The 25,495-nt window shown below is 54.2% G+C and carries 28 protein-coding genes and 3 tRNA genes; 18 read left to right on the top strand and 13 right to left on the bottom strand.

What is annotated here, in order from left to right; genetic code table 11:
• The first annotated feature begins 441 nt into the window (after positions 1-441).
• The 15 genes from DES29_RS10780 (at position 442) to DES29_RS10710 (ending at position 16,155) form a co-directional block, all read left to right on the top strand.
• Entirely contained in the window at positions 442-3,045 is a 2,604-nt protein-coding gene (locus DES29_RS10780) for a hypothetical protein (RefSeq protein WP_236578882.1), read from the top strand.
• A gap of 266 nt (positions 3,046-3,311) precedes the next feature.
• Positions 3,312-5,486, top strand: a complete 2,175-nt coding sequence (locus DES29_RS10775; RefSeq protein WP_016475025.1) for a RelA/SpoT family protein — start codon at positions 3,312-3,314, stop codon at positions 5,484-5,486.
• Positions 5,487-5,595: 109 nt separating this feature from the next.
• A tRNA-Val gene (locus DES29_RS10770) sits at positions 5,596-5,672 on the top strand.
• 71 nt (positions 5,673-5,743) lie between these two features.
• A tRNA-Val gene (locus DES29_RS10765) sits at positions 5,744-5,820 on the top strand.
• A 170-nt stretch (positions 5,821-5,990) separates the two neighbouring features.
• Positions 5,991-7,901, top strand: coding sequence for a threonine--tRNA ligase (gene thrS, locus DES29_RS10760; RefSeq protein WP_021994813.1), 1,911 nt, complete (start codon positions 5,991-5,993; stop codon positions 7,899-7,901).
• Between the two features lie 28 nt (positions 7,902-7,929).
• Entirely contained in the window at positions 7,930-8,469 is a 540-nt protein-coding gene (infC, locus tag DES29_RS10755) for a translation initiation factor IF-3 (RefSeq protein ID WP_196793764.1), read from the top strand.
• A 164-nt stretch (positions 8,470-8,633) separates the two neighbouring features.
• The gene (gene rpmI / locus DES29_RS10750) at positions 8,634-8,831 is read left to right on the top strand and encodes a 50S ribosomal protein L35 (RefSeq protein WP_005431872.1); all 198 of its coding nucleotides are present in this window, start codon (positions 8,634-8,636) and stop codon (positions 8,829-8,831) included.
• Positions 8,832-8,852: 21 nt separating this feature from the next.
• Positions 8,853-9,203, top strand: a complete 351-nt coding sequence (gene rplT, locus DES29_RS10745; protein ID WP_005431859.1) for a 50S ribosomal protein L20 — start codon at positions 8,853-8,855, stop codon at positions 9,201-9,203.
• A gap of 435 nt (positions 9,204-9,638) precedes the next feature.
• Positions 9,639-10,655, top strand: a complete 1,017-nt coding sequence (gene pheS / locus DES29_RS10740) for a phenylalanine--tRNA ligase subunit alpha (RefSeq protein WP_005431858.1) — start codon at positions 9,639-9,641, stop codon at positions 10,653-10,655.
• Positions 10,656-10,670: 15 nt separating this feature from the next.
• Positions 10,671-13,091 (top strand): phenylalanine--tRNA ligase subunit beta, encoded by a 2,421-nt coding sequence (gene pheT, locus DES29_RS10735; protein WP_021994814.1) that lies wholly within the window; start codon positions 10,671-10,673, stop codon positions 13,089-13,091.
• A gap of 76 nt (positions 13,092-13,167) precedes the next feature.
• Positions 13,168-13,512, top strand: a complete 345-nt coding sequence (locus tag DES29_RS10730; protein ID WP_005431856.1) for an integration host factor subunit alpha — start codon at positions 13,168-13,170, stop codon at positions 13,510-13,512.
• A gap of 42 nt (positions 13,513-13,554) precedes the next feature.
• A tRNA-Pro gene (locus tag DES29_RS10725) sits at positions 13,555-13,631 on the top strand.
• A 252-nt stretch (positions 13,632-13,883) separates the two neighbouring features.
• On the top strand, positions 13,884-15,221 hold the full coding sequence (locus DES29_RS10720; protein ID WP_236578883.1) for a tyrosine-type recombinase/integrase: 1,338 nt from the start codon (positions 13,884-13,886) through the stop codon (positions 15,219-15,221).
• A gap of 50 nt (positions 15,222-15,271) precedes the next feature.
• Positions 15,272-15,634 (top strand): helix-turn-helix domain-containing protein, encoded by a 363-nt coding sequence (locus DES29_RS10715; RefSeq protein WP_113854885.1) that lies wholly within the window; start codon positions 15,272-15,274, stop codon positions 15,632-15,634.
• Positions 15,635-15,732: 98 nt separating this feature from the next.
• Entirely contained in the window at positions 15,733-16,155 is a 423-nt protein-coding gene (locus DES29_RS10710) for an ImmA/IrrE family metallo-endopeptidase (RefSeq protein WP_165660021.1), read from the top strand.
• Positions 16,156-16,493: 338 nt separating this feature from the next.
• Here the strand turns inward: DES29_RS10710 and DES29_RS12775 are convergent, their stop codons facing one another.
• The 13 genes from DES29_RS12775 to DES29_RS10655 all read right to left on the bottom strand — a co-directional run bounded on the left by DES29_RS12775 (position 16,494) and on the right by DES29_RS10655 (position 23,356).
• Positions 16,494-16,709, bottom strand: a complete 216-nt coding sequence (locus DES29_RS12775) for a helix-turn-helix transcriptional regulator (protein ID WP_373111344.1) — start codon at positions 16,707-16,709, stop codon at positions 16,494-16,496.
• Positions 16,710-16,750: 41 nt separating this feature from the next.
• The gene (locus DES29_RS10700) at positions 16,751-16,993 is read right to left on the bottom strand and encodes a hypothetical protein (protein WP_113854882.1); all 243 of its coding nucleotides are present in this window, start codon (positions 16,991-16,993) and stop codon (positions 16,751-16,753) included.
• On the bottom strand, positions 16,960-17,367 hold the full coding sequence (locus tag DES29_RS12405; protein WP_147145915.1) for a hypothetical protein: 408 nt from the start codon (positions 17,365-17,367) through the stop codon (positions 16,960-16,962). The genes DES29_RS10700 and DES29_RS12405 overlap by 34 nt, the downstream gene beginning before the upstream one ends.
• An 87-nt stretch (positions 17,368-17,454) precedes the next feature.
• A complete protein-coding gene (locus tag DES29_RS10695; RefSeq protein WP_165660020.1) occupies positions 17,455-18,213 on the bottom strand; it encodes a YqaJ viral recombinase family nuclease in 759 nt (252 codons plus the stop codon).
• The gene (locus DES29_RS10690) at positions 18,210-18,467 is read right to left on the bottom strand and encodes a hypothetical protein (protein WP_113854880.1); all 258 of its coding nucleotides are present in this window, start codon (positions 18,465-18,467) and stop codon (positions 18,210-18,212) included. Before DES29_RS10690 ends, DES29_RS10695 begins: the two co-directional genes overlap by 4 nt.
• Positions 18,468-18,658: 191 nt before the next feature.
• Positions 18,659-18,934 (bottom strand): hypothetical protein, encoded by a 276-nt coding sequence (locus DES29_RS10685; RefSeq protein WP_113854879.1) that lies wholly within the window; start codon positions 18,932-18,934, stop codon positions 18,659-18,661.
• 11 nt (positions 18,935-18,945) lie between these two features.
• Positions 18,946-19,107, bottom strand: coding sequence for a hypothetical protein (locus DES29_RS12535; protein ID WP_005431847.1), 162 nt, complete (start codon positions 19,105-19,107; stop codon positions 18,946-18,948).
• Positions 19,108-19,173: 66 nt separating this feature from the next.
• Entirely contained in the window at positions 19,174-19,992 is an 819-nt protein-coding gene (locus DES29_RS10680) for a BRO family protein (RefSeq protein ID WP_113854878.1), read from the bottom strand.
• 462 nt (positions 19,993-20,454) lie between these two features.
• The gene (locus tag DES29_RS12770; RefSeq protein ID WP_201638751.1) at positions 20,455-21,021 is read right to left on the bottom strand and encodes a type II toxin-antitoxin system PemK/MazF family toxin; all 567 of its coding nucleotides are present in this window, start codon (positions 21,019-21,021) and stop codon (positions 20,455-20,457) included.
• 352 nt (positions 21,022-21,373) lie between these two features.
• Positions 21,374-21,670, bottom strand: a complete 297-nt coding sequence (locus DES29_RS12400) for a hypothetical protein (protein WP_147145913.1) — start codon at positions 21,668-21,670, stop codon at positions 21,374-21,376.
• Between the two features lie 434 nt (positions 21,671-22,104).
• Positions 22,105-22,323, bottom strand: coding sequence for a hypothetical protein (locus tag DES29_RS10665; RefSeq protein WP_113854876.1), 219 nt, complete (start codon positions 22,321-22,323; stop codon positions 22,105-22,107).
• Positions 22,320-22,661 carry a hypothetical protein gene (locus DES29_RS10660; protein WP_113854875.1) on the bottom strand — a complete coding sequence of 114 codons (342 nt, stop codon included), beginning with the start codon at positions 22,659-22,661 and terminating at the stop codon, positions 22,320-22,322. Before DES29_RS10660 ends, DES29_RS10665 begins: the two co-directional genes overlap by 4 nt.
• Positions 22,662-22,675: 14 nt before the next feature.
• A complete protein-coding gene (locus tag DES29_RS10655) occupies positions 22,676-23,356 on the bottom strand; it encodes an XRE family transcriptional regulator (RefSeq protein ID WP_113854874.1) in 681 nt (226 codons plus the stop codon).
• Positions 23,357-23,465: 109 nt separating this feature from the next.
• Between DES29_RS10655 and DES29_RS10650 the strand changes: the two genes are divergently transcribed.
• From DES29_RS10650 to DES29_RS10645, 3 genes are all read left to right on the top strand, one after another.
• Entirely contained in the window at positions 23,466-23,681 is a 216-nt protein-coding gene (locus DES29_RS10650; RefSeq protein ID WP_113854873.1) for a helix-turn-helix domain-containing protein, read from the top strand.
• An 8-nt stretch (positions 23,682-23,689) separates the two neighbouring features.
• Positions 23,690-24,748: a helix-turn-helix domain-containing protein gene (locus DES29_RS12395; RefSeq protein WP_147145907.1), complete on the top strand. Its 1,059-nt coding sequence runs from the start codon at positions 23,690-23,692 to the stop codon at positions 24,746-24,748.
• 139 nt (positions 24,749-24,887) lie between these two features.
• Positions 24,888-25,451, top strand: a complete 564-nt coding sequence (locus DES29_RS10645; RefSeq protein WP_170126131.1) for an ATP-binding protein — start codon at positions 24,888-24,890, stop codon at positions 25,449-25,451.
• Positions 25,452-25,495 lie beyond the last annotated feature (44 nt).

Genomic DNA, 25,495 nt, shown 5'->3' with positions numbered 1-25,495 from the left:
GAAGCCGCTTTTTGGAGAATTTTCCATCTTTATGCTCTGCACATTATAGTTATAGAGTATGTTAACACAAAAACGAAAGCCCGTGGCCTATTTTTTCAAATAAGATCACGGGCTTGATAAAGATATTGACGGAACTGCCCTTGTTTTAGTGAGCAGGCATCCCGTAGTTCAGGTTTATAGTCTTTTGATTGCGATTGACAAGTATCAACCTGTCAATTCAAAGTTTACATATATAGTTGATTGATATTATCTCTAAAGTGATGAGGTATATCGTTAATTGTTTTCAACTAATAAAGTGATAATATTGAAAACGTGATGCATTAATGCGGCTTCCTTTAGCTAAAAGGCTGCGAGCACAGGCGTTGGAGCAAAAGCTTTGAAGAGCAGCGAGAATCTTTGAGCCCCTTTGCGGGCAACTCTCAACTACATTCTCTTCAAATAATGAAAACAACAGAATGCACTTCCGAGTGTGCTCGCGGCGTGGGCCGCAGTGTGCACTCCACTTTTGTCTTCCCTCATCACTTAGGCGTGCGCCTCGTTTCCCGCGGCGGCATGCGCTCGGGCGGTCTGCCGTGTTTGAGCGCTCTGTCTCTAAGCTTAATGACAGCAGGGTTTCTTTTCTGCGGGGCCGCTTCGCCGGTATTGGCCAATAGTGTCTACGGCGATATCTCTGATCCCTACATGGTGTCCGATCATGTTGTTTTAGAGGACTATGCAGATCACAGCGCAACGAACGTGACGCAGTCAGGCCATCTCGAGCTGTTGGATACCAATTTTTATACGGACAATCTTGAAGTGAGCGGTCAGCTGACTGTCGGGAGCGGCGCCTATTTGGAGAACGTGTATGGGCCGGCAGAGGAGTTTGCCGGTACGGCTGAGCTTCACTCCGGCGCCCGCTTACAGGTCGAAGTTGACGGTTATGCAGAGCTTTGGGAGGTTGTCAGCCGCGGCGGGTCGCTGATCCTCGGCGCAGCGGCAACGGAGGCGTCTGACGTCATATCAAACGCAGAAGTACATATTCAAAAACTGACGGCGGATATGGAACGCACGTTGGTGACGGTGGGCGAAGACAATACTCAGGCGGATCTGTTTTCAACCTTGATGATTGAAGAGCTCTCTGTGAGCAGCGGCGGTCATCTTGACATTCGTGTGGGTTCGGGCGGCGCTTTCGTGTGGACTCATGCGGCATTTGATGATGGCAACGAGGCCGGAACGGATCCAATCGAAAATTTCTTTTTTACGCCCGCCGCGGCGCCGCAGGGTGCAGTTCGCGTGCAAAAGAATGCTTCACTCACGCGCGGGATGTCGATTGCTGTGGGCGGGAGCAGCACGGAACGGGAGGCAGCCTCCAATCGTTGGAACCTCTGGGTAGGAAGCGGCGGCGTGCTCTCTATCGAGGGCGAACACACCACACTGACGCTCGAGGATGGCACGAAGGCTCGCTTTGATGCGGGTTCAACACTTCTTTTGTCTTCGCTCATCCGCACGGATGAAGACGACGCTCTTCAGGACGCTGAAGACGGAGCCGATTCACCGGCATCATCCCAATCGGCTGACCGCAAAGCCGCTTACGGCATTCCGTCGGCGGGGACGACCTTTAAAGTCGAAGGGCTTGATTTGAGCCGCGCTGAGGTCTCCGGACTGGAAAATCTGACGCTGAAAGTAGAGGGGCTTCTGGAAACAGGAGGACTTTATTTCGATGCGTCAGGCGCGGTGGTCGGGGTGTTGGGCAGGCCAACGTTTGAGGGGCCGCTCGCGGCAATGCTTCAAGAGCTTTATGAAAACCGAACATCGCTCCTTGTGCCCAGCTTTTACCGCACGCTTTTTACCAATACGTCCGACGTGGTTGAAGGCACGATGATGGCGGTTGCCACGGCCGCCTCTTCAACGGGTACCAATGAGCGACTGATGCAAAACGCCGTCTCGACCTCCATGCGGCTGGCTTCGGCGGCCAGAATGGCGGAGGCGCAGGCGGCGCGTGCTGCAGAAATTCGTTCGCTTGAAGCGCAAAGGGCGGCTAGCCGAAAGGCGTCCGCAGATTCGGAAAAGGCCGATCCTGACTGGACGGAACGACTGAAAGCCTGGCGCACGAACCTGCAGGAGCATCTGCCGGCGGTAGTGCAGGATGTGCCTGTTTTTATCGGCGCTTCAGCCGGCAGCACCAAGGTTGATGTATCGACGCCGGTTTCTAAACGCTTTACGGTCAAAAGCGAAGACACCACTTTTGACGCCGCTGTCATTTTCGGGCGGGAGGATTGGCGTGTCGGCTTGATGGGGAGCTTCACAACAAGAAGTCTGGATACGCTTTATAAACAGGGAGCGGCAGCGGAACTCGGGGTAGACAGCGAGTCCGACGAAGCTTCCGCATCATTCTTTGTGCGCCGACGGCTCGGCAGCGGCTGGGGAACGGTAGATTTGACGTGGCTTGAGGCTGACGACCGTTATCGCATGGGGGCGGCCCGTGAGTATCTTGAGATGGAAAAACTCAAGCGGCGCATTTATTCCAGCGGCTTTCTTTATGAGCAGCCGCTTTTCGCCGACAGCGCGTTGTCGGGCAGCGGGCCTGACCGCTCATGGGTGATTTCGGGCTTTGCCGGACTGCGGTATCTGCGGGTGGATACGGCTGAAGGAACATGGCGCTCACCGGCAGGAGCTGTGCTCACCATTCGTGAAGCTTCCGCGCAGGCTGTGGCGGCAACGGCGGGCGGCGTCATAACGGGGGCGCTTCATTTTGCGCCGGGAGCCGGATATTGGGGGCAGGTGAAGCCGAGGCGCTTGGATGTGTCGTTGACTGCAGCGTTGAACAGTACGGTCGGCGGCGACCGCGATGTGATGGTTCAAGGGCCCGCCGGGGGCTCGACATCGTCAGCAACTGTCATGACGGCTGCTGAGCCCGAACGCTTCCAATGGAATGCCGAACTCGCTGCCGGCATTGAATGGCGGGATTCCAGATTGGATTTTTCCGGTTTTGCTTCACGCGCTGGATCCAGCGTTCGCTCTGCAGGGGGCTCCGTGAAGATGTCCTGGCGGCTGAACTTGCTCTAATTTACGCAAACACAGTGAAAACCCTAATCCTTCCGGCTGTGCTATTTCAGCGGCCAGTCGGTAAGGATTTGATTCCTTTCAGTCCGCTTTCTGCGCAAGGCGCTCTTGCTTACCTACAATTCACCGAGTAGCGACGGAAGCTGTATGAGGTTTAAAGAGTCCTTGTGCGGATGACGTTTGCCTGCGGCCAATAATCCATTACGGTGCTGTGCGGGTTTGGAACCAACCCGAGCAGCCAAAAGAAGAAAAAGATTTTGGAGGCGGCGATGGATGCCACCCAATTCACGAAAACCGCTGATCCGGCTGCTGCACGCAGCTCGGTGGAACCGCTTTATTACGGCAGGACGCTTTCTACGGGCGAGTCGGTCATGGCGCATGCTGACGGTGTTGCCAACATTCTGCGGGCCATTCGAAACGATCCGGAGCTCATTTCTGCGGCGTATCTTTTCAGCGTGCCCACGCTCGTGCAGAAGCCCGATGAATGGATTGAAAAGAGCTTTGGGGAGAATGTGGCAGGGCTTGTGCGCGAGCTCGGGAAGATGAATGATCTCTCCAAGCGCGCACGCTCGGAAAACAAAGAATCCAGTGCGGCGGTGCAGCCCGAGGCGCTTCGCCGCATGTTCCTGGCGATGAGTCAGGATCTGCGCGTCGTACTGCTCAAATTGGCAAGCCGCCTGCAGACGCTGCGCTGGTTTGTCTCTTCACAGGCGCCGGGCGCAGTGGAATTCGGTGAGGAAACGCTCGCCGTTTATGCGCCCTTGGCTAATCGACTCGGTATTTGGCAGATCAAGTGGGAGCTCGAAGACCTCTCGCTTCGCTTTACGCATCCGGCCGAATATCACCAGATTGCTGCTGAACTCGATGAGTCTCGTGAGGAACGTTTGGAATTCATGGCTTTGGCGGTGAAGAAGATCCAGGCGCTGATGATTTCTCACGGTATTCAGGCTGAGGTGTCGGGCCGCCCGAAGCATATCTATTCCATTTGGAAAAAGATGCAGCGCAAGCACCTGCGCTTTGATCAGCTCTTTGACGTCCGTGCGGTTCGAATCATCGTCGAAACCGTCGAGCAGTGCTATGAAGCGCTCTCGATTGTGCAGGAGCACTTCACGGTTTTGTCGAAGGAGTATGACGACTATATTGCCAATCCCAAGCCCAATGGTTATCAGTCGCTCCATACCGTCATTACCGATCAGCTCGGCCGGCCGATTGAAATTCAGATCCGCACTCGAGCCATGCATGAATTTGCCGAACTCGGTGTTGCTGCGCATTGGCGCTACAAAGAGGCGGGCAATTCCAACGGCGCCTCCATTGCTGAGGAGCAGCGCGTGGCGTGGCTGCGTCAGCTCCTGGCCTGGAGGAGTGATGTGGGCGGGGGCGCTGCCGAGCAGAGCGCCCAAGCCCCCAATGCAGAGGCGGGGCAGAAGGGGCAGCCGGCAGCGCCGGCCGTGGAAGACGACCATGTCTACTGTCTGACGCCGCAAGGCCGCATCGTTGAGCTTCCCGCCGGTGCTACCCCGGTGGATTTTGCGTACCAAATCCATACTCAGCTTGGTCACCGCTGCCGCGGAGCAAAAGTCGACGGGATGATGGTGCCGCTCAATACCAAGCTTAAGACCGGACAGACCGTCGAAATCATTGCGGCAAAAGTCGGTCAGCCGAGCCGCGACTGGCTCAATCCCGAACTCGGCTATGCCGCGAGTCCCCGTACCCGCAACAAGGTGCGGCAGTGGTTCAATGCTGAGCAGCTCGCGCAGCAGATCGCCGAGGGCCGTGACCGCCTGGATAAAGAACTCGCGCGTTTGGGAAAAACCGCGGTTAAGCTCGATGATCTTGCGAAACGCCTGGGCTTTGGCACCGTTGATGAGCTCTGTGTGGCTTTTGCCAAGGAAGAAATCACGCTGACAGCGCTCGCACAGGCCGTACAGCCGCCCAAGCCCGCTCCGGCGCCTGCTCCTGAGCATGATTTGGTGCTGCGCGGAGCTTCGAGCGCGGCGAGTAAGGGCAAGGTGCTCGTGGTCGGCATGGATTCCCTTCTCACACAGCTTGCCCGCTGCTGTCATCCGGTGCCGCCCGACGAAATTGTGGGCTACGTCACACGCGGCCGAGGCGTGATGATTCACCGTGCAGACTGTCCTAACCTCAAGAACATGGTCGATCAGGATCATGACCGCTTGATTGAAGTGAGTTGGGGGCGCGCCGGTGATGATGCGCTCTATCCCGCCGACGTGCTCGTGATTGCCTCCGACCGGTCCGGCATCATGAAGGATGTGACGGAAGTGATGCAGCGCGAAAAGGTGCACGTGACGGCGCTCAACACGCAGATTCTCAAGGGCGATCAGCACATGCGGTTTTCGCTCGAGGTCAAGGGCGGCAATGCTATGCAGGTGCTGCTCAAAGGGCTGCGCGCCGTGCACGGCGTTCTTTCGGCACGCCGTCTCTGAAGACTGAGAGGTGCCTAGGTGAATACCGCATTTGCGCTATCCTTCTAAAAAGTGCTTGCTGTGAGCATTCACCTAGGTATAATTCGTGCCTCACTGATTGTGAACGCTCAGGCACATAGCTCAGTTGGTTAGAGCATCACCTTGACATGGTGGGGGTCGTTGGTTCGAATCCAATTGTGCCTACCAAGACGTTTCGATCGTGATATCCGGTTCAGGGACCGGACGGGGAGCAAAATCTCCAGAACAATAACCTTGACAGGCACATAGCTCAGTTGGTTAGAGCATCACCTTGACATGGTGGGGGTCGTTGGTTCGAATCCAATTGTGCCTACCAAAATTTTTTTCGGACAGCGACGATGCGGATGTTGGCGAATGAATTTCGAACAACAGCGCCCCGTTATTATTAACAGGGCGTGAGCGCAGTATTGTCACTGTTCGACATGAAAGAAGTGCGGCTCAGGCCGCACTTTTTTTTATGCCCAGAATTTTTGTGAGGATTTCGAAATGGCTTCAGTCACTCTTCCCGACGGCTCCAAACGCGAGTACGAAGGTCCCGTCACGGTGGCCCAGGTTGCCGCATCGATCGGTGCCGGACTCGCTAAGGCAGCTTTAGCCGGACGTGTGGACGGCAAGTTGGTGGATCTCTCGCACGTGATTGACGGCGATGCTGCGGTTGCGATCATCACGGCACGCGACCCCGAAGGGCTTGAGATTATTCGTCACTCGACCGCTCACCTGATGGCTCAGGCCGTCAAGGAGCTCTTTCCCGAGGCACAGGTCACGATCGGACCGGCGATCGAAAACGGCTTTTACTACGACTTTTCCTACACCCGCGCTTTTACGCCCGAAGATTTGAAGGCGATCGAAGCTCGTATGGATGAGCTCGTCAAGAAAAATATTCCGATCGTGCGCGAAGAAATGCCGCGTGAAGAAGCCATCGACTTCTTCAAGGCTTTGGGCGAACACTACAAGGCTGAAATCATCTCTTCGATTCCTGCGGGTGAAGTGATTTCGCTCTATCGTCAGGGCGACTTCGTGGATCTTTGCCGCGGCCCTCACGTGCCGTCAACGGGCTGCCTCAAGGTGCATCACCTGATGAAGGTGGCGGGCGCCTACTGGCGCGGCGACAGCAAGAACGAAATGCTCCAGCGCATCTACGGTACGGCCTGGGCGACGAAGGATGAGCAGAAGGCTTATCTCGAGATGCTCGCTGAGGCCGAAAAGCGTGATCACCGCCGCCTTGGTCGCGAACTCGATCTCTTCCATCTGCAGGATGAAGCGCCGGGCATGGTCTTCTGGCATGCCAAAGGCTGGGCGCTCTGGCAGGTGATCGAGCAGTTCATGCGCCGCGTCTATCAGGATAATGGCTACGAAGAAGTGAAAGCTCCTCAGCTGCTTGACCGCTCTCTGTGGGAGCGTTCCGGTCACTGGGCGAAGTACCGCGACAATATGTTCACGACGGAGTCGGAGAACCGCTACTACGCGCTCAAGCCGATGAACTGCCCCGGCCACATCCAGATCTTCAATTCGAAGCTTCGCAGCTACCGTGATCTGCCGCTGCGCATTGGTGAATTCGGTCAGTGCCACCGCAATGAGTCTTCGGGTTCGCTCCACGGCCTCATGCGTGTGCGCGGCTTCACTCAGGACGACGGTCACATTTTCTGCACGGAAGATCAGATTCTTGCCGAATGCGAAGCCTTTACCGCGCTCGTGCAGAAGGTCTACAAGACCTTCGGCTTCTCTGACATCGCCTACAAGGTGGCGACTCGCCCGGCGATGCGCATTGGTGAAGATGCCGTGTGGGACAAGGCCGAACATGCTCTGATGGCGAGCCTTGATGCGCTCGGCATCAAGTACGAAGTGCTCGTCGGCGAAGGCGCCTTCTACGGCCCCAAGATTGAATATCACCTGAAGGACTGCCTCGGCCGGTCCTGGCAGTGCGGCACCGTGCAGGTGGACTTCCAGATGCCGGGTCGTCTTGGCGCTGAGTATGTTGCCGAAGACAACTCCCGCAAGATTCCGGTGATGCTTCACCGCGCCATTCTGGGCTCGCTCGAGCGCTGGATCGGTATGCTGATTGAAGAGTTTGCCGGCGCCTTCCCGGTGTGGCTTGCTCCGATTCAGTGCGCTGTGACGTCGATTACCGACAATCAGGGCGCTTACGCCAAAGATGTTGCTGCAAAACTCCATGCTGCCGGTCTCCGGGTTCAGACGGATTTGCGCAGCGAAAAGATCAACTATAAAATTCGCGAGCTTAGTCTGCAAAAACTTCCTTACATCCTCGTAGTGGGTGAAAAGGAAGCACAGACGGGAACGGTTTCCGTGCGCGCCCGCGGAGGCGAGAACCTCGGGGTGATGTCGCTCGACGCCTTCATCGAACGCATTTCAACGGAAAACCGCGAACGCACCCGCTGATCGGGTGTTTTAGCGCGCACAACGCTTAATTTTTGGGAGAAGAGCCATAGCTCAAGATCGCAAGCATCGGATCAATGGTGAGATCCGAGTTCCTGAAGTCCGACTGACCGGCGTCGATGGCGCCCAGATCGGGATCGTCCGCACATCCGAAGCCCTCCGCATGGCTGAGGATGCAGGGGTGGATTTGGTCGAGGTTGCGCCCAACGCAGTCCCGCCGGTCTGCCGTCTGATGGATTACGGCAAGTTCCGCTATCAGGAGCAGAAGAAGGCTCAGGAAGCCAAGGCCAAGCAGAAAGTCGTCCAGATCAAGGAAGTCAAGTTCCGTCCGGCCACGGATGAGAACGACTTCCAGACGAAACTGCGCAGCCTGAAGCGCTTCCTTGAGGACGGCGACAAGGCCAAGATCACGCTGCGCTTCCGCGGACGCGAAATGGCTCACCAGCAGTTCGGCACTCAGCTCATGGACCGCGTCCGTGAGGAGCTTGTCGATATTGCTCAGGTCGAGCATGCGCCCAAGCTCGAAGGCCGCCAGATGATCATGGTCCTCGCTCCCAAAAAGAAGCGCTGATTTCACACACGCGGTTTTGCATTGATGTAAAATCGCGTTCCTTGACGAGAGGCCGGAAGGTTTTGCCGGCCTCGAGTTTTCTATAAGTGAGCCTCAGGCCAGACAAGAGCCGTTCAAGATCTGAACGGACGCCCGCGGTTCATCCAATAAGAGGTAACGGCCAAATGCCGAAGATGAAGACCAAGCGCGCCGCTGCGAAGCGGTTCAAGCCGCGTGCCAGCGGCTCGATCAAGCGCGCCCACGCTACGAAGCGTCATATCCTTTCCCACCGCACGACGAAGAACAAGCGTCATCTGCGCGGTATGGTCACGGTGCATGAGTCGGACATCAAGTCCGTCAAGCGCATGCTCCCCTACGCCTAATTCAGAAGAAAGGAGTTAAAGATGCCTCGTGTGAAGCGTGGTGTGACGGCTCGTGCTCGTCATAAGAAGATTTTCACCCTTTCGAAGGGCTACCGTCTGCGCCGCAACAACGTTTTCCGTGTTGCCAAGCAGGCTGTCATGCGTGCCGGTCAGTATGCTTATCGTGACCGCCGCGACAAGAAGCATGTGTTCCGCCGTCTGTGGATCGCTCGTATCAACGCCGGCAGCCGCGCCAACGGCCTGAGCTACTCGGTGTTCATGAACGGTCTGAAGAAGGCCGGCATCGCCCTCGACCGCAAGGTTCTCGCCGACATGGCTGTGAATGACAAGGACGGTTTCGCCGCCCTCGTTGCTCAGGTCAAGAACGCCTGATTCTGCGCAAAGAAAGGCTGAAGAAAGCTCCGGATCCGCGAGGGTCACGGAGCTTTTTTTCGAGCATTCTCAGAGAATTGCTTGTAGAATTCCTATCTTCTCCGACGGCTTCTGCGGAGGGTGCGGTCACTATTAGGACGCGCTCATCGATCTGAAGCCGTTCTTCGTGTTTATGTTTTCGGTCTTGGGCAGTTCAGCTGCTGCGGCTGAAAACTGCAGATGCGAAAACGGACGACTCCCTGTCGGGAGGCGCTGTGAGACGGGAATCTGAGCCTGAAGGGCTCTCAAGAGGCTTTGAGCAGGGAAAAAGAAGGAACGGCGCAGCAATGCGTCTTTTTTACATCCTTCGATGCTCAGTCTCTTATTTTTCTCGCCGCAGGTCCTGCACCGACATTCGATGGCGTCCGCCAGATTTCTCAAGTTTTGGAATTCAAAATGCAGGAACTTTCCGAACTCATCGAGTCCGCGCAGCGTGAATTCGCTGAGGCGAATGCCGCTGCCGCTCTCGAGGACGCCAAGGCCCGCTACCTCGGCAAAACGGGCAGCCTTACGATGCTCATGAAGGAGCTCGGCCGTCTCGCTCCCGAAGAGCGCCGCGCTCGCGGTCAGGAAATCAACCGCGCCAAGCAGCAGGTTGAGGCCGCTCTCAATGCACGACGCGAAGCGCTCGCTGAAGAAGCGCTCGCTGCCAAACTCGCCCAGGAGTCCATTGACGTGACGCTCCCCGGGCGCATGGACGCCAAGGGCGGAATCCATCCCGTCATGCGCACGTGGATGCGAATTGAGGAAATTTTCCGTTCGATCGGCTTTGATGTGGCCGATGGTCCTGAAATCGAGAGCGACTGGTTTAGCTTCACTGCTTTGAATAACCCGCCCAATCATCCGGCCCGCTCCATGCAGGATACGTTTTATGTGGACCGCAATGATGATGAAGGCCGCCCGCTGCCGCTGCGTCCGCACACCTCGCCCATGCAGGTGCGCTACGCCCGTACGCATCAGCCGCCGATCAAGGTCATTAGTCCGGGCCGTACCTATCGCGTTGACAGCGACGCGACGCATTCGCCGATGTTCCATCAGGTCGAAGGCCTGTGGCTCGATACCGACATCAGTTTTACCGATTTGAAGGGCGTGTACAGCGACTTCCTGCGCTGCTTCTTTGAGACGAATGATCTCGTAGTTCGCTTCCGCCCGTCCTACTTCCCGTTCACTGAACCTTCGGTCGAAGTCGACATGATGTTCACCAGCGGACCGCGAAAGGGCAAGTGGCTCGAGATTTCGGGCGCCGGTGAAGTGCATCCCAATGTGGTGCGCAATTACGGCCTGGACCCCGAGAAATACATCGGTTTTGCGTTCGGCTCCGGCCTTGAACGCCTGACGATGCTTCGCTACGGCGTCGACGATCTGCGTCTTTTCTTTGAAGGCGACCTTCGCTTCCTGCGTCAGTTCAACTAATCCCCCGAGGCATAAATGATTTTCACTGAAGAATGGCTGCGCCAGTATGTCAATCCGGCGCTCGGCACGGATGAGCTGGCCGATGCCCTGACGATGGCGGGTCTTGAGGTTGAAGAGGTTCGTACCATTGCGCCGGCCTTTTCCGGCGTCGTAGTGGGTGAGGTGCTCTCTTGCCGCGATCATGAGAATTCGGACCATCTGCACGTCTGCGAAGTCAATGCCGGTACCGGCGAAACGCTGCAGATCGTCTGCGGCGCACCGAATGTCCGTGCCGGCATCAAAGTCGCCTGCGCTACGATCGGTGCCGTGCTCCCCGGCGACTTCCGCATCAAAAAGAGCAAGCTGCGCGGTGTGGTTTCGATGGGCATGCTCTGTTCGACGCGCGAACTCGGCATCAACGAAGATCACAATGGTATTTGGATCCTGCCCGATGATGCGCCGGTGGGCGTCGATATCCGTCAGTACGCACGTCTTGACGATGCCAAGATCGAACTCAAGCTCACCCCCAATCGCGGCGATGCGCTCTCCGTGGTCGGCGTCGCACGCGATGTGCATGCGATTACCGGTGCGCCGCTCACGCTGCCGGCGATGGATCCGGTTGCTGCCACTTGCTCCTGCACGCTTCCGGTGGATGTTCAGGCGCCCGACCTTTGCGGCCGCTTTACGAGCCGAATTCTTCGCGGCCTGAATGCTGCCGCTCCGACGCCGGATTGGATGAAGGCGCGCTTGGAGCGCTGCGGCATGCGTTCGATCTCGGCTTTGGTCGATATTTCCAACTATGTCATGCTCGAGCTGGGCCGTCCGACGCACTTTTATGATCTGAAGAAGATCCCTGCGGATCGTTTGACGGTGCGTTGGGCACGCGAAGGCGAGTCCGTTCAGCTGCTCAACGGTGAAACCGTTGCTCTTGATCCTTGGTACGGCGTTATCTGCGCGGGCGATGAGCCTGAGTGTCTGGCAGGCATCATGGGCGGGGAGTCGTCTTCCATCAGTACGGAAACGACAGACCTCTTTATTGAGTCCGCCTTCTGGTTCCCGAAAGCGATTCAGGGCCGCTGCCGCAAACTTAATTTCTCGACCGATGCGGCCTACCGCTATGAACGCGGCGTCGATTTCGCTTCAACGGCCGAACATCTTGAATACATCACACGGCTCGTGCTCGACATTTGCGGTACGCCCGAAACGACGGTAGGTCCCGTTGCGGATGTTCAGACGGCTCTGCCGACGCGTGCTCCCGTGAAGATGCGCGTTGATCGCTGCCGCAAGGTGGTCGGAGTGGAAATCCCTGTCGAATCGATGGAGACAAGCTTCAAGCGTCTCGGCTTCGATTTCACCTATGACGACGGTGTCTTTACCGTCGTTCCGCCGTCGTTCCGCTTTGATATTGAAATCGAAGAGGATTTGATTGAGGAAGTGGCCCGCCTCTACGGACTCGAAAAACTCCCGGATCGTCCGCCGCTGGCCCGCAGCGCGATGAAGCCGAGCCGCGAAGAGCGACGTGATCAGCATGCGCTTCGCCGTGAAATGGCCGAGCAGGGTTATCAGGAGCTCATCAACTTCTCCTTTGTGCCGGAAGACTGGGAACGCGTTTTCGCAGGAAACGACAGCCCCATTCGTCTGCTGAATCCAATCGCGTCGCAGCTTTCGGTGATGCGTACGCAGCTTATCGGCGGTTTGGTGGATATTCTCAAATACAATCTCAACCGCCGTGCCGAGCGCGTGCGCGTGTTTGAGCTGGGGCGCGTCTTCTTCCCCGATCCTTCGATTGAAGAAGGTCCGTGGACGGTGAAGGGCGTTCGCCAGCCGCAGCACATTGCGGGTCTCGCCTATGGTGATGCCGATGACAAACAGTGGGGAAAACCCGCTCGCCGCGTCGACTTCTATGACGTCAAAGGCGATCTCGAACGCTTAGCAGCTCCGATGAAGCTGCGCTTCGTCAAGGAAGCGTTCCCGGCACTGCATCCGGGACGTTCGGCAGCTGTGTACTTGGGCAGCAAGCGCATCGGCTTTATTGGCGAACTTCACCCGAAGGCTGCACAGGCGTATGAGCTGCCGCATGCCCCGGTGGTTTTCGAAGTCGAGGTGCCGGCACTTCTGGATCGTCCGCTTCCGAACTACGTACCGGTGAGCAAGTTCCAGTCCGTTACCCGCGACTTGGCCGTCGTCGTGCCTGCGGAAATGGAAGTCGAGAAGCTCTTTGACGCGGTTGCTGCGGCTAAGAAGAAAGATCTTCGTCTGGCGCCGCTCGCCAACTTCAAGCTCTTTGACCTCTACCGTCCGCAGGACGCAGTGGATACAGTTGCTGAGAAGTCACTGGCCTTCGCCATTGAACTTTCGAGCCGTACCGAAGAAGCGCTCACCGACGAACAAGCTGACGGCGCTGTGCGAGCGATTCTCGAAGCGCTCGAGGGCGTGGGGGCGCATCTGCGCGCGTGATTGACCTTGAACTATTTCGAAGGGAGTTGCATGATTCCCTTCGAAAGACATAATTCTCAATTGACCGCTAGTGAATATGACTGAAGAATTTGAACTGACCGCCGCTGAGATCTACACGCTCAATAAGGCAAGCCTGGCAGAAGCATTGGTCGATCATGTCGCAGGACTTGATCGTCCTCATGCCAAACTTATCGTTGAGACCTTCTTTGAACTCGTCGCCGAGCATCTGGAAAAGGGTGATACGGTGAAGATCCCAGGTCTCGGCAACTTCTCGGTTCGCGACAAGGTGGCTCGCCCGGGCCGCAACCTGAAGACCGGCGAAACGGTGACTATCACCGAACGCCGAGTCGTCACGTTCCATCCATCGGGAACGCTCAACAGCCGAGTGACAACGAATCTGATCGCCGGTGGCGAAGATTGATTTGACTTTTTAGGGAGGGTCATATAAACTCTCCCTTCTGTTCGGGGCGTAGCGCAGCCTGGTAGCGCACTTGCATGGGGTGCAAGGGGTCGCGAGTTCGAATCCCGCCGCCCCGACCAGATCAACAAAAGAAGGTCATCGTAAGATGGCCTTTTTTGTTGCGTCATCGTCTCGCATTCCTTGATTCTCTAAGGATGACGCGATATTAAGATGCTGCTTATTGGCGTATTAAAGTCCGCATCGAAGTGTCTCTAGCTCGCGGCTAATGCTCCCATTTAAGCTCCCATAAAAACACGTGGGAGCATAAAATGGAAATATCACTCGGATTTTTTGGGAGCAACGATTAGCTTATGCCTAGAGTCGCAGTCAAAATGACCGATAAAAAACTCCGAAGCGTTACTTCCGAAACGGCTTGTGGGGTAGTTCCTGGTCTGTATGTCCGTCCACGCAGTAGGAGTGACGGTTCGATTGTCAAATATTTCGTTCTGCGGGATCGTCGCACTAAACGGTGCTTTAATCTTGGCTCTTACCCTCAGCTGAGCTTAAGTGAAGCTTTTATGATGGCTGCGGATTGGCGGCGGATGCTGGATGATGGAATAGATCCTTCAGAAGTCAAGAAGCAAAAAGCAGAGCAGCTTACAAGGCTGCTAGAGTCTCCGCGAGAACCTTCAGTTAAAGATGTTGTCTACAGCTGGATCCGGTTCAATGAAGAACGTGGACGGTGGAAGAATGCCTTAAAGCCAAAAGAGCTTGTCTGGGATGGTTACTGCCGAAATCACTTATCTGCATCACTGTTCTCCATGTCGGCGAAGGATTTGACTGCCGAACGAGTACATGAGGAAATCGGAGAGAAGTGGCGAACGATGATAGACACGCCAGAACGGATCTTGTCCGATATGCGCAATGCTTATGACTGGGCTATGAGACAGGAGATGATCCCGGCCATGCTCAATCCGTGTCAGGTGAAAAATGGAAAGCTCGGTGACCTTCTCGCGCTTGATCGACCGGAGGGTGGTCACGAACCAGCTCTTCATCCGAAGAGAATGCCAGCTTTTTTTGCCGAGCTTATGAAGCTGGTGCCGCAAAGCCAGACTGCACGTTGCCTTGCTTTTGCCATTCTTACATCAGCGCGGAACACCACGGCACGTGAAGCAACTTGGGACGAAATTCAGCAGGACGATGACGGCCATTGGCTGCATGTCATTCCTCGTGATCGCATGAAGATGAAGTCGGACAAGATCCCATTCGATAGAAAAACACCTTTGAGCAACCAAGCGAAAGCGTTGCTCGATACAGCTCCACGCTTTCCGAATGACGAAAAAGGGTTTGTGTTTCCCAATATCAATAAGGGCAACTTGTCTGCATTTTCACGGGATTCTGTCCGGGCGCTTCTCAAACGAATGCACGTTAAGCAGAGAAAGGTTGATGGTATTGGGTGGGTCGATCCAGATCAGAAAACGCGTGATGGTCAACCACGCATAGTGACGCTTCATGGGCTTGCGCGAGCAACTTTCAATACGTGGGCTAAAGATGCCAGAGGATACGGACACAAAGCTTTTCCTCGCGATCTGCGAGAAAGCTGCCTTGATCATCGGAATGAAAGCTATCAGTGCGCATACGATCGTGAGCAGGCGCTAGGAGACATGAGAGATGTATATGAAGCATGGGGGAATTTTTGTACTTCTCTCTTGCAAGTTTCTTATTATTAGTTATAATTTCACTGAATTGGTGAAATACCAGTTCAGAACAGGAGTACGTAATGAAGATTAGTGAGTATGGAAAGCTTGTCCGAAAAGCTCGGATAGACGCTGGTGTCACCATGCTCGATATGGCTCGAAGCATTGGTGTTGCTCCTTCGTATCTCAGTGCTACGGAAGTTGGTTCGAAGAAAATATCTCCGAATTTTCTCGAGAAGGTTGAAAAATTCTTCGCTACACGGGGGATGACTATTTCAGGTCTTCATGAGGCGGCAGACGTTTCAAATCGATCAGTGTCTCTTGAAGGCCTGTCGACAGCTCAACAATTCCTTGTTGCAGGTTTTGCCCGCGTAGATATGTCACAAGAAAAGCTTGAAGAATTTGCCCAGCTTTTGGCTGGATCAAAGCAAAGGGGGCGTGAATGAATTTCTGTCGGGGTTATAAAGTTCCTCCGCGATCGATCCTAAACATCCGACAAATCGCAGAGCATGTTCGAGAGGTAGTGGGTGACCCGAAAAACGCCATGGGGCAGATTCTCGAAGAGTTGCTTTATAGCGGAACTCTCGACGTTGTGCCAAACGACGATCCTCGCCTTGCTAGAGGTGTTGAAGCTGTGTACATTCCTGAAGACAAATGCATTCGTCTTCGAGATTGTGATTATGAGGCGTGCATTTTAGGAACTCGAACACGTTCAATGTTTACATTCTGGCACGAATTCGGGCATCTGATTTTGGGACATGAACGATCTTTCAGTCGAGAAGAGTCGCAAGAGCACAAGGCATATGAGGACTCGGAGTGGCAGGCCAATACTTTTGCTGGTGAGCTCTTGATGCCGTTTGCCATCATTGAAGCAGAGGGTTTGATTTTGCCTGAAGAACTAACAGAAAGATTCGGAGTTTCGTTTGAGGCAGCGAGAATCAGATTAAAGCAATTAAAACGGATATGAGAAAGGCGTTGAAGAAATTGCAATTCTTCAACGCCTGGAGGGTGGTCGCGAGCGAGTCACCCATTGATGTCGGTTTCAAGACTCCATCATTATGAGTTCGGTGGAGAACGATGTCAAGCTCATAGCTCGCTCGTGGAGATTTGCCATATGGCTCATCCCACGAAGAAGGCCCGAAAGGGCGTAATGAAGCTCGTGTTTTGCACTGTTTATCGTCATTGGCGTACAGGGAAGTTAATGCGAGCTTCTGATTATGGCTACAAGGCTTGGCCGTTTAAGGTTAGAGTCCCTGTAGTTTAACCGCAATAACCCCGCCAGCACGACGCTGAGCGGGGTTTTGCTTACGCAGTTTCTTTCACTTGCTCCGTATGGTTGCCTATCAGTGGAGTGGTGGCGGGTTCAAGGTTTGCAACCCACTTTTGGATGTCTTCAGCTTTGAATCGAGCAACCTTAGGACCAAAGTAAACCGGTCGCGGGAAGGTGCCCAGCTTTACTAGTTTCCAGACGGTTGATGTTCCGATCCCACAGGAGGCTGCTACTTGTTTGACATCAAGCATCAATACCCCAATGGGAGATATGTCAGTAGTATTCCTAGCTCTCATTTTGTGATCTCCTTTTGTTCGTAGCAGCAAGATGAGCTTTCAGTGCCCTCATCTTCGAGCTCTTTGATTCGTCTTTCAATTAACACGATGAATGCAATGGTGTTTTGAAGGGCTTCGCCTTCTTCGATCAGTTCTTCAGCCCGTTCTCTACATGCCTCGATGTCCGAGTAAGGCAGGCACAAACGTAGCCTGCTTGCTTGTTCTCTCAGCTCGTCGATGGTGAGATCATTAAAGTCCATCGTTCTTCTCCGACTATTTCTTCAAAGCTCAGGTTTCTTCTTGTTTCCGCGCTTTCTATCAATCTCACGCCGATAGACTCGGTTGCAGCGATTGCGATAGAACGTGCGCAGCTCTTTCGGGAAACCTCACGCCGGTGATCTCCTTCATGGATGAAGATCGCCATTCGAGTGAGCATCTCTGCAAGGATCGTCCAGAGGCCGGTATCGGCAGTCTTTTTTCCTCGCACCGCAGCTTTCATTTGCAAGACACTAAATTCCGTCACCAACAGCATTGCGTACATGTATTCACGCAATGCATCAGACTGGCTTGTCTCAGCGTCTTTTGCATACTGCGTTAGGGCTCTCAACGATGAGAGGGGGTAGTTGCTACTCACTTTAAAAATCTCCGTATAGTTTCCTGCCCTACACCCTAGGAAGTCATTACGTTCGCCTCAGAGTGCAGGGCAGGAAAAGCGGTACGATCAGACGTCTAAATATTTCTGAAGGAGGTTTTTGACGTCATCATCAATGATTGGTTCTGGGGGTACGCCTGCTCGGACATGCTTCATCCAAAAGTCGAAGCACCGAGTAGCGATCATTTGAATGATCGATTCATTCCGGTCGACTGCGTAGATGCGAAAGTCTTGGCCGCCGATCAATACAGCGACATAACAAAGCTTTGCGGCAGTGACTGCCATGTACCACTGAACTTGTGTTTCGTAATAGAGCGGGATCTTGTGTTTGGAGGTGATCTCCCTCTTGATGATCTCTGCTTCTTGCGAAAGTCCCCAGTGTTCAGCCATCAAGGCATTCGCAGTCTTGCATTCGAGCAAGGTGTCTGTTGTCAGCATCAATTTTTGGACGTTCCAGATTGACGCAGGATTTGTGAGGCGAACATCGGCAGAAATCCGGTGATTGATCACTGCTCTGTCGATGTTTGCTAGCGCCCACTGAGTTGGAGTGCTAGTACCTATGTAGTGATCGAGGTTAGAAGCAAGCTGGTGGTAGACGCGCTGAATCATGAATCCAGTTCGTTTTGAAAATTCTTGAGCCACGATGCTCTCAAGTTGAGTCCCCCAGTAAGCAGCCTCGCTAGGTGCTCGGTCCTCGGTGATTTCTGTGGTCTTCTCTCTGTAGATGTCAAGAGGAGTGCGGTATGGATTGATACCGAGAATTGCAGCAACATCAGATCCACCGATACCTTTTTGTCGAGCCTTAAGCCATTCAATCCGATTAGTCACGGTGCGCTCCGATGAAGGCAAAGAGAATCCAGGTGATGAGGTTTCTGAGCATGGTTGTTCTTAGCTTTGATGCGCCAATCAGGCAATAGAAGGAAGGAGTGAAGTCGCCACCGATTGCCGCAGGCACGCATAGTTCTCAGGTAATAGTGTTCGGCGCCGTCAGTCCAGAGATCCAAGCAGCGAGTGTTCGTCACTGGGTGAAGTCTCTTGGCCAGTTCCTTGGCGCGAGTGCCGAAGAAGTAGACGGGCTTCATGCGGCATTCCTTTGAAAGAAAGCGAGGATGCGAGCGATGAAGGTCTTTGAATGCGTCGGCGGCTGCGCAGCTTTTCTAGCTTTCTTTGCACGTGCTGACCGCGTTTTGATTGCTCTACGTGCATCACGACTCAATTCGTGCTTAGGGCGCCGATGTGGGTGGGAGGGAATACTCATCATGCAGGCTCCTCATTACGCCCCGCGGGACTTGTAGAAATTGTGCCAATCCTGAACGAGTTGGCTGAATTCCTTGGTCTTGCTGATTTTTTTACTTAGCCACGATTCAAAATCCTCAAGTGAAGGATCTTTGACGCAGCGGCTGTACCATTGGTAAACGATAATTGCCTCACGTCCGCGGGCTGCGATTGCTTCTTGGGTCGCTAATTCGAGTCTTGCGCCCAGAGCAACATTCAAAGCGGCGCCGCCAACTAAGTGTTGCAGCGCGGTGGTGATGACTTTGACGTTCATTGGCTGAACTCCTAAAAAAGTACGTAACCATTAAGAACTGCCCACTGCATGAGCAGGCAGAGTGAGATACCGAGAGCGCTGATACCGGCGCCAGTCAGAAAGGCGCAGAAGATGATTGCGGTATCGCTGAACCCAGTACGTTCGTTGTGGCCGAGAAGTTTTTTCAACGTCATGTCGTTCTCGGAAAAAAGAAAGGCCCCGGCAGGTGAGTGCCGAGGCCTATTAAGAAAATTAGGTGATTACGCGGTTAAGCGCTTGGGCTGTTGCGAAGCCCAGTGTTGGTAGCACGAGAGATCTTTCACCGAGTATCCCTGCTTGGCTAGAGCATCTTCCATAAAGCCAAGTCCCAGATCATTAACGGCTTCCCAAAAATGAGCTGCGAGAGGGGATTTCACGCGGCGCAAGAGCGCTAAAAAGAGATTCAGATCGTCTCGAAAGAGATATCGCCAGTAATAGATAAAGACAACGATTTTCTCGGCCATAGCCTCGTCGATCACGATTGACCCTTCGGGAATTGCCGGAGCCGAAAGCTGCGGCTTAAGTGTGCATGTCTCGATGAGTGCGAGTGCTGCTTTCATCTGATCGTGTCTTAGGTCTTTGTAGCTCGCGATCTTGAAGTAATCGTAAAGAGCGTTGTAGACCGTCTGGTAGTGAACCGATGAGTTCTTTGCGCGTGACTTGATAGCTTTGCGGATCTCGTACTGCTCTGTAGTCGTGATCAGCGCGGACTGGTCTGTTTCGTAGCGTCCCGTGCGGCGAATCGCCGGCAGAACTTCCGACGTTACCCAGCGCTTGAAGCGCTTGGCGGTATCGAGCTTTGATCCGAAGATTAAGGCGTAGAGGCCGGATTCGTTGACGGCGTTGACCGTCTGGCGTCCGCCGTTGGTTTCGATTTCGACCTTGATCAGGTCTTCGTGGTCGACGTGGTCCTTGATGGCCTTTCGCGGATTGGTGTGACCGAGGGCGCCGCAAACGTCCAGAGCGACGAAAAGCGGGGTTTCGGGTGTGCCGAGCGTGCGCACGGCGTTGTTCTCGAACGAGAAGCTGATGGCTTGCATGAAAGCCTCCTATGCAGGTTGTGGACCTGCCGCACGACGCCAATCGTGGCGGCAGAGCTTGCGGGTTGGCGTACCGATGCATAGGAGCCGGCCCTCGTGAGAGGCCCGCAAGCCCCGCCGTAAATCAGAGGCTTGCAAGGGGGTAACCGCGAGTTACACCCTTTGCGCTCAATAAAAAAGCCGCTCGTAAGAACGATCGGCGCTGAGCGCCTATGCATTTCGGGACGCCAATCCCGATCAGCGCCGCTTTCGCGCTGACACGGAAAGAGTACTCGATCTGGAGGCGCGTGTCAAAAAGCAAAGCCCCGAAGGCTTTCACCAACGGGGCTGAAATATCGCTGCGGGCGATTGCAATCTCGACTCCGCAGAGGCCATCTCATTTAAGAGAATGGACTTGAGCCCGATGAGCAAAAAGCTCAGAGCGGGAGACGATTAGTACTCTACTCAAAGATCGGATATCTGTCAATCAGAGGCTTTTGCACCAAGGTTTTCTCGTTGCGGCTTTTCTTTATCCTGCGATTCTTGGAGACGAACAAGATCTGTTCGCCCCAAACCGTGCAAAACGCAGTCCCAAACTTTGTGCATGGAATCGGTATCTAACACAACACGAGGATAAATACGTTTACCGTATTGATCTTTTCCTGCGCGCAATGGCGAGAGTCTGTCGTACGAGACAGTCATTAGTGAGTCCCCCTTAACCCAAACAAGAGGCGAGTTATAGGGGCTTGGCAAATTTACTACAACCCGAGTGTGCCAGAGTTGTACGGGACTAGGGGCGGTGGTGCTCAGAGGAACAACCGTTAGAAGACGATTGACTCTTCGCAACCGAGGCGTCAATACAACTACAGGCCGTTTTTTACAGATCTCAGGAGGAATGGTTCCCGAAAAATCGCAAATAAGGATTTCTCCTTGATCCGGGTGTAGCTTGATGGATATAAAACCTATTTGCTTGAATGGTGGGCAGGCTTGCAGGTTGGCGTACCACTCATACGGAAGCGGCCTCCCGAAGGAGCCCACAAGCCTGCCCATAATAGGAGGCTTGCAAGGGTGTAGGGATGGCTTACACCCTTCGCATAGACAACAAAAAAGCCGCTTTTGCGAGCTTCAAGGCGGCTATGCACCGTATGAGTAGTTCGGGACGCCAATCCCGATCAGCGCCGCTTTCGCGCTGACACGGGAAGAGTACTCGATCTGGAGGCGTGTGTCAAAAAAAGCCCCGGCGCTTTTTTCAGCGTCTAGGCCAGTGGTTGGTGGCGGGTTGCAATGACGTCGCCCGTCGCGACGCTTAATCGCCATTGCTACGAGCAAGAGCTTCTAAAACCGCGTCGCTCTTACATCCCCAGATTGATATTTCATCAATCTGCTTCGGAGGGCGTTAATTTCAATTTATTTCATTTTCCTGAGTTGCTTTCTTTAAGCAAGTGATGGCAATCAGATCACCGCTAACACTAGTGTCCAACGTATTAATCAATGATGAAACGGAAATTTTTCCGTCGATGTACTCAAGCACCGCTCCAGCGGCGTATAAATTAGTAATCGCTGTAGCCAATAGAGCTAGCCGAGGTAATTGATTCATCTCAACATCTTGATCCATCTTGCGATCTATCTCACGATCTATTTCGATGATCTGTTTCTTAAAAGAATCAATCATCTTTTGATGATTTTTGAGTTCACTCATTTCCCAGTTCCCTTTCCTCGTTAAATATGGGATGTCTTGAAAAGACCTACAACTGCGCCCGTGAGGCAGGCGCAGTAGTTGGCCTTTTCGGCGCTCGCGGACGGCTTTCGCTCTCTGTCCTTCGGCGCCACACTGCGAAGTTCGAGCCTTTGCGTCTTGCCGCTCGGTCGCGTTTCTACCCGCACCTTCTTCTGGCTCTAGCCTCACCCGTTCGGCTCTTCACCGCCCGGTGCTCGCCTGCCCTTTTGGGGCGGGGAGGAGGATTGAAGCAAGTCCCACTTGCGTTCGGTAAGAGCATATTAGCTTTGACAAGGGTAAATTGCAAGCAATTCTTGCCTAGTGGAAACCCGAGAAAGCAAATGAGTGTTGCGGCCGATGCACGGGCAATAAAAAAAGCCCCCGCAGGTGGCAGGGGCTAGGAACTTGTGAGCCGCTTACTTCAGCACGTTTTGGGTGATCCACACGACAGCGGAAACGAGCAATCCAATAGCGCAGATGATTTTCCATGTCTGGGCGTTCATGGCTTTCTGGAGGTCTTCTTTTGAGGCGAGGTGTTTTGTTCGCTCTTCAAGCACAGCGAGCCACTCTCCGTGGTCCATCACTTTTTCCTCGAACTTGCTGGATGATTCAGCTGTATCGAAGCCCTGGGTCATGCTTTTGGGCCCTCCAGCTGTTTGCGTCGATTGATGACCCATTCCATGAGCGCACTATACGAGAACTGTTTGACCTGCCCGCATTTTTTGCAACGAACGAGGATGCACTTCTCGGTGGTTCCGTGGAGGAAAGCTATGTAAACATATGCATCGCCTTCCTTGATAATATTGTACTGGTTGTGGTCGACGACGGACGGTTGCCCGTGCGCATTGAGCATCACAGTCCACTCATTGCAGCCACAGAAGTCGCATTTTCTCGGCTCAAACTGACCGAGAAACTTAAAGATCTCTTCGATAGTCGCCGGCGGCGTGTTAGTCATTACGCTGTTTGCTTGCATGAATTCTCCTTGAATTAGCACTCCTTGCCGGAGAAGACGTACACGACGCAACCGACGACCCGGACGCTTTCCATCGTGGTGGGATCCAGCTTCATAGGACGGTAGGCGGAGTTGTCCGAGAGGAGCGTAAATGTGGCGTCAAGGTTGCGCTGCACGCGCTTGATGAAGATTTGGCCGCTCGCCTGAAGGACGAAAATGCCGTCACGGCGGATCGTGCTCTGCGATCCGTCGACGATGCAGAGTGAGCGGTTTGGAATGGTTGGTTCCATCGAATCACCGTCGGCGGTGACGATGTGAAAGTTCTTCGATCCGATGACGCCCGGCAATGAGCGAAGGAAGGATTCACGGAACTCGATTGATCGAACGATGTCTAGGGAGTTGGATTGGTTCTCGCAAACGCCGTCGTGGCACGAACCTTCGATAGCATAGACGGGGACACGCACCCACCCTTCCTCGGGAATGTCGTCGACTGGTGCGCGATAGGGAACGACCGAGACACCGTCTTCGGCGAGAAGTTGGTCGATCGACGTGTCGAGGATCTCAGCGAGCTTCGACAGGTTTTCCTGTCGCAAAGTCTTGCCGGAAGCCCACTGCTGCACGGCCTGTCGCGTAACGCCGATCTGCTTGGCGACGTCGTCCTGTGTTAGTCCCTTCTCTCGAATGAGTCGGGCGATGCTGTTTTTGCGAGTGTTCATTCGTGTTCTCCTAGCACAGAGTGTGCAATCAAAACTTGCGAAGACGCAACGCAACCATTACTTGCGATATACTCTCGATGTCAAGTGAATCTTGCTAAATGAGGGTTTTATGTCAAGCAAGTCTGAAAAGCCGAATCCTGCGGTGCTCGCGGTGATGGCCGCTGGCTCTCAGGAGAAGCTCGCCCAGAAGCTCGGCGGAAGCCTCACGCGGCAGGCGATTGCGCTGTGGATTCGAAACGGTCGAATCCCTTTGGGGCGCGTCGCCGAAGTGTCCCGCGTGACCGGCATTCCCAAAGCGCTTCTCAGTCCCGATTTCCGCGATTGAGGTGTGCCATGGGCTATCGGGAGATGTTCGTCGTGCGCGCATCAGGCATGACCGACCGAACGCAGGTCGACGTGCTAGAGGCGCTCGCCTTTTTTCAAAACTCGAAGACGGGGATGTGTTTCCCGTCGACGGACGCGCTCGCCCGCGTCTCTCGCGTAAACGCAAACCTTGTGCGCAAAACTATTCGGGCGCTCGAAGAGTGCGGCCTTGTGTCGTGCACTCAGGAGCCCGGCTGTCCTCGTCACTTTGTGCTCCATCTAGAGAAGATTCCCAAAGTGGTGGACGAATGTAACCCCCTTGAGGAATGTGAACCCCTTGAGGAACCTCAACCCCTTAACGTTTGTGAGCCGAACCCCTTGAGGAAAGTTAAGGGGACCCCTTTAGGAAAGTTAAGGGGACCCCTTGAGGAACCTCAACCCGAACAGGGAATAGAACAGGGAATAGAACAGGGAATAGAACAGGGAAGGGTTGCGCATGCATGCGCGAGCACCGTCGCACCGCCTCAGGGGTTCGATGACGAAGCCGAGGCTGAGTGGAACGACCTGACCGCGCGAGCTGCTCTCGAAGCTGACTCGATGCCGGAGGACGTTTTCTCTCCTGACGGTCAAACACCATGCGAGAGCATCAGTAAACAGCGCGACACGCAATTTAATTCGGTTTTTGGTGATGACCCTTCGGAGGCTCAGGATGCCGTAACGCGTAAATCTGAGGCCTGTTCTAAACCGAAGCAACCGCGCAAAGAGCGAACTCCTCGCGTGCGATTTCCAGAAGACATTCCGGAGGACTGGCGGGTCGACGCTCAGAAGCTCAGGCCTGAGATTGATGCTCAAGCAACTTTCACCAAGATGCGTTGCTGGCTAGGCGCAAACAACACGACAACCAAGACAATGCGGCAGTGGAAGACTCAATTCCTCGGCTGGATCGGCAGAGAAAAGAAAGGATTTGGACACTATGCAGGGAATCACAGAGCTGATCGGCCGCATCAAGGCTATGCGGGCTTCGGCGCAAGAAACACAGCAGAAATCGACTATAACTACGGACTCCCGGTTCGAGGTGCGGTGGGATGAGTGCTCTCGGCATGGTAGGTATCGTTCGTATTGGGTCGACGACTCCTGCACGTTCCATTTTTCGTCTTGTCCAGAGTGCTCTCGGCAAAGATTTCTCGCGCAGCACTTTTCACTTGAAATCCCTCCGCGATTCCAAGGCATGACTGTGACTTCCTGGCAGACCTTCAACGCAAAGATGGAAGAGGTCAAGAGCGCAGTTCTAGCCTGGGGGGAAGACATTGAGACAAGTGTTAACCGCGGAAAATCGCTCATTTTTGTCGGTAAGACTGGCACTGGCAAAACACATCTAGGCGCAGCAATTGTCATGGGAGCCCTGCGCAAAGGCTTCGTCGCAAAGATCGTCGACTGTAGCCTGTTGCTCTCTGAGATTTATGAGACGTACGGCAAAGATGATGCCGGACGTGCGAAAGGTGAAGCTGCAAAACTCATCCGTGCCTACATTGATCTGGATGTGCTTGTGATCGATGAGATAGGTCGCAGTCCCATTTCTTCCCACGGGGCTGACCGACTTTTCGAAATCATCGACGGTCGCTACAAGCAGTGCCGACCGACCATAGCAATCTCAAATTTGCCTCTCGTCGGCAAGGATATCCAGGATGCTTCACTTCGAACCGTTCTTGGAGATGCCGCCATCAGTCGTCTATCTGATGGTGGGCAGTGCTTTGCGTTCGACTGGGAAGACTACCGATGGAGGACCAAATGACAGATCTCTTTTCTGCTCTAAAGGTCTATGGCCCGTGTCCGGTT

This window comes from Sutterella wadsworthensis (assembly GCF_003315195.1).
Taxonomy (GTDB): domain Bacteria; phylum Pseudomonadota; class Gammaproteobacteria; order Burkholderiales; family Burkholderiaceae_F; genus Sutterella; species Sutterella wadsworthensis.
Note: the sequence above shows the minus strand (reverse complement) of the source record. Positions and strands in the feature narration are given on the sequence as shown.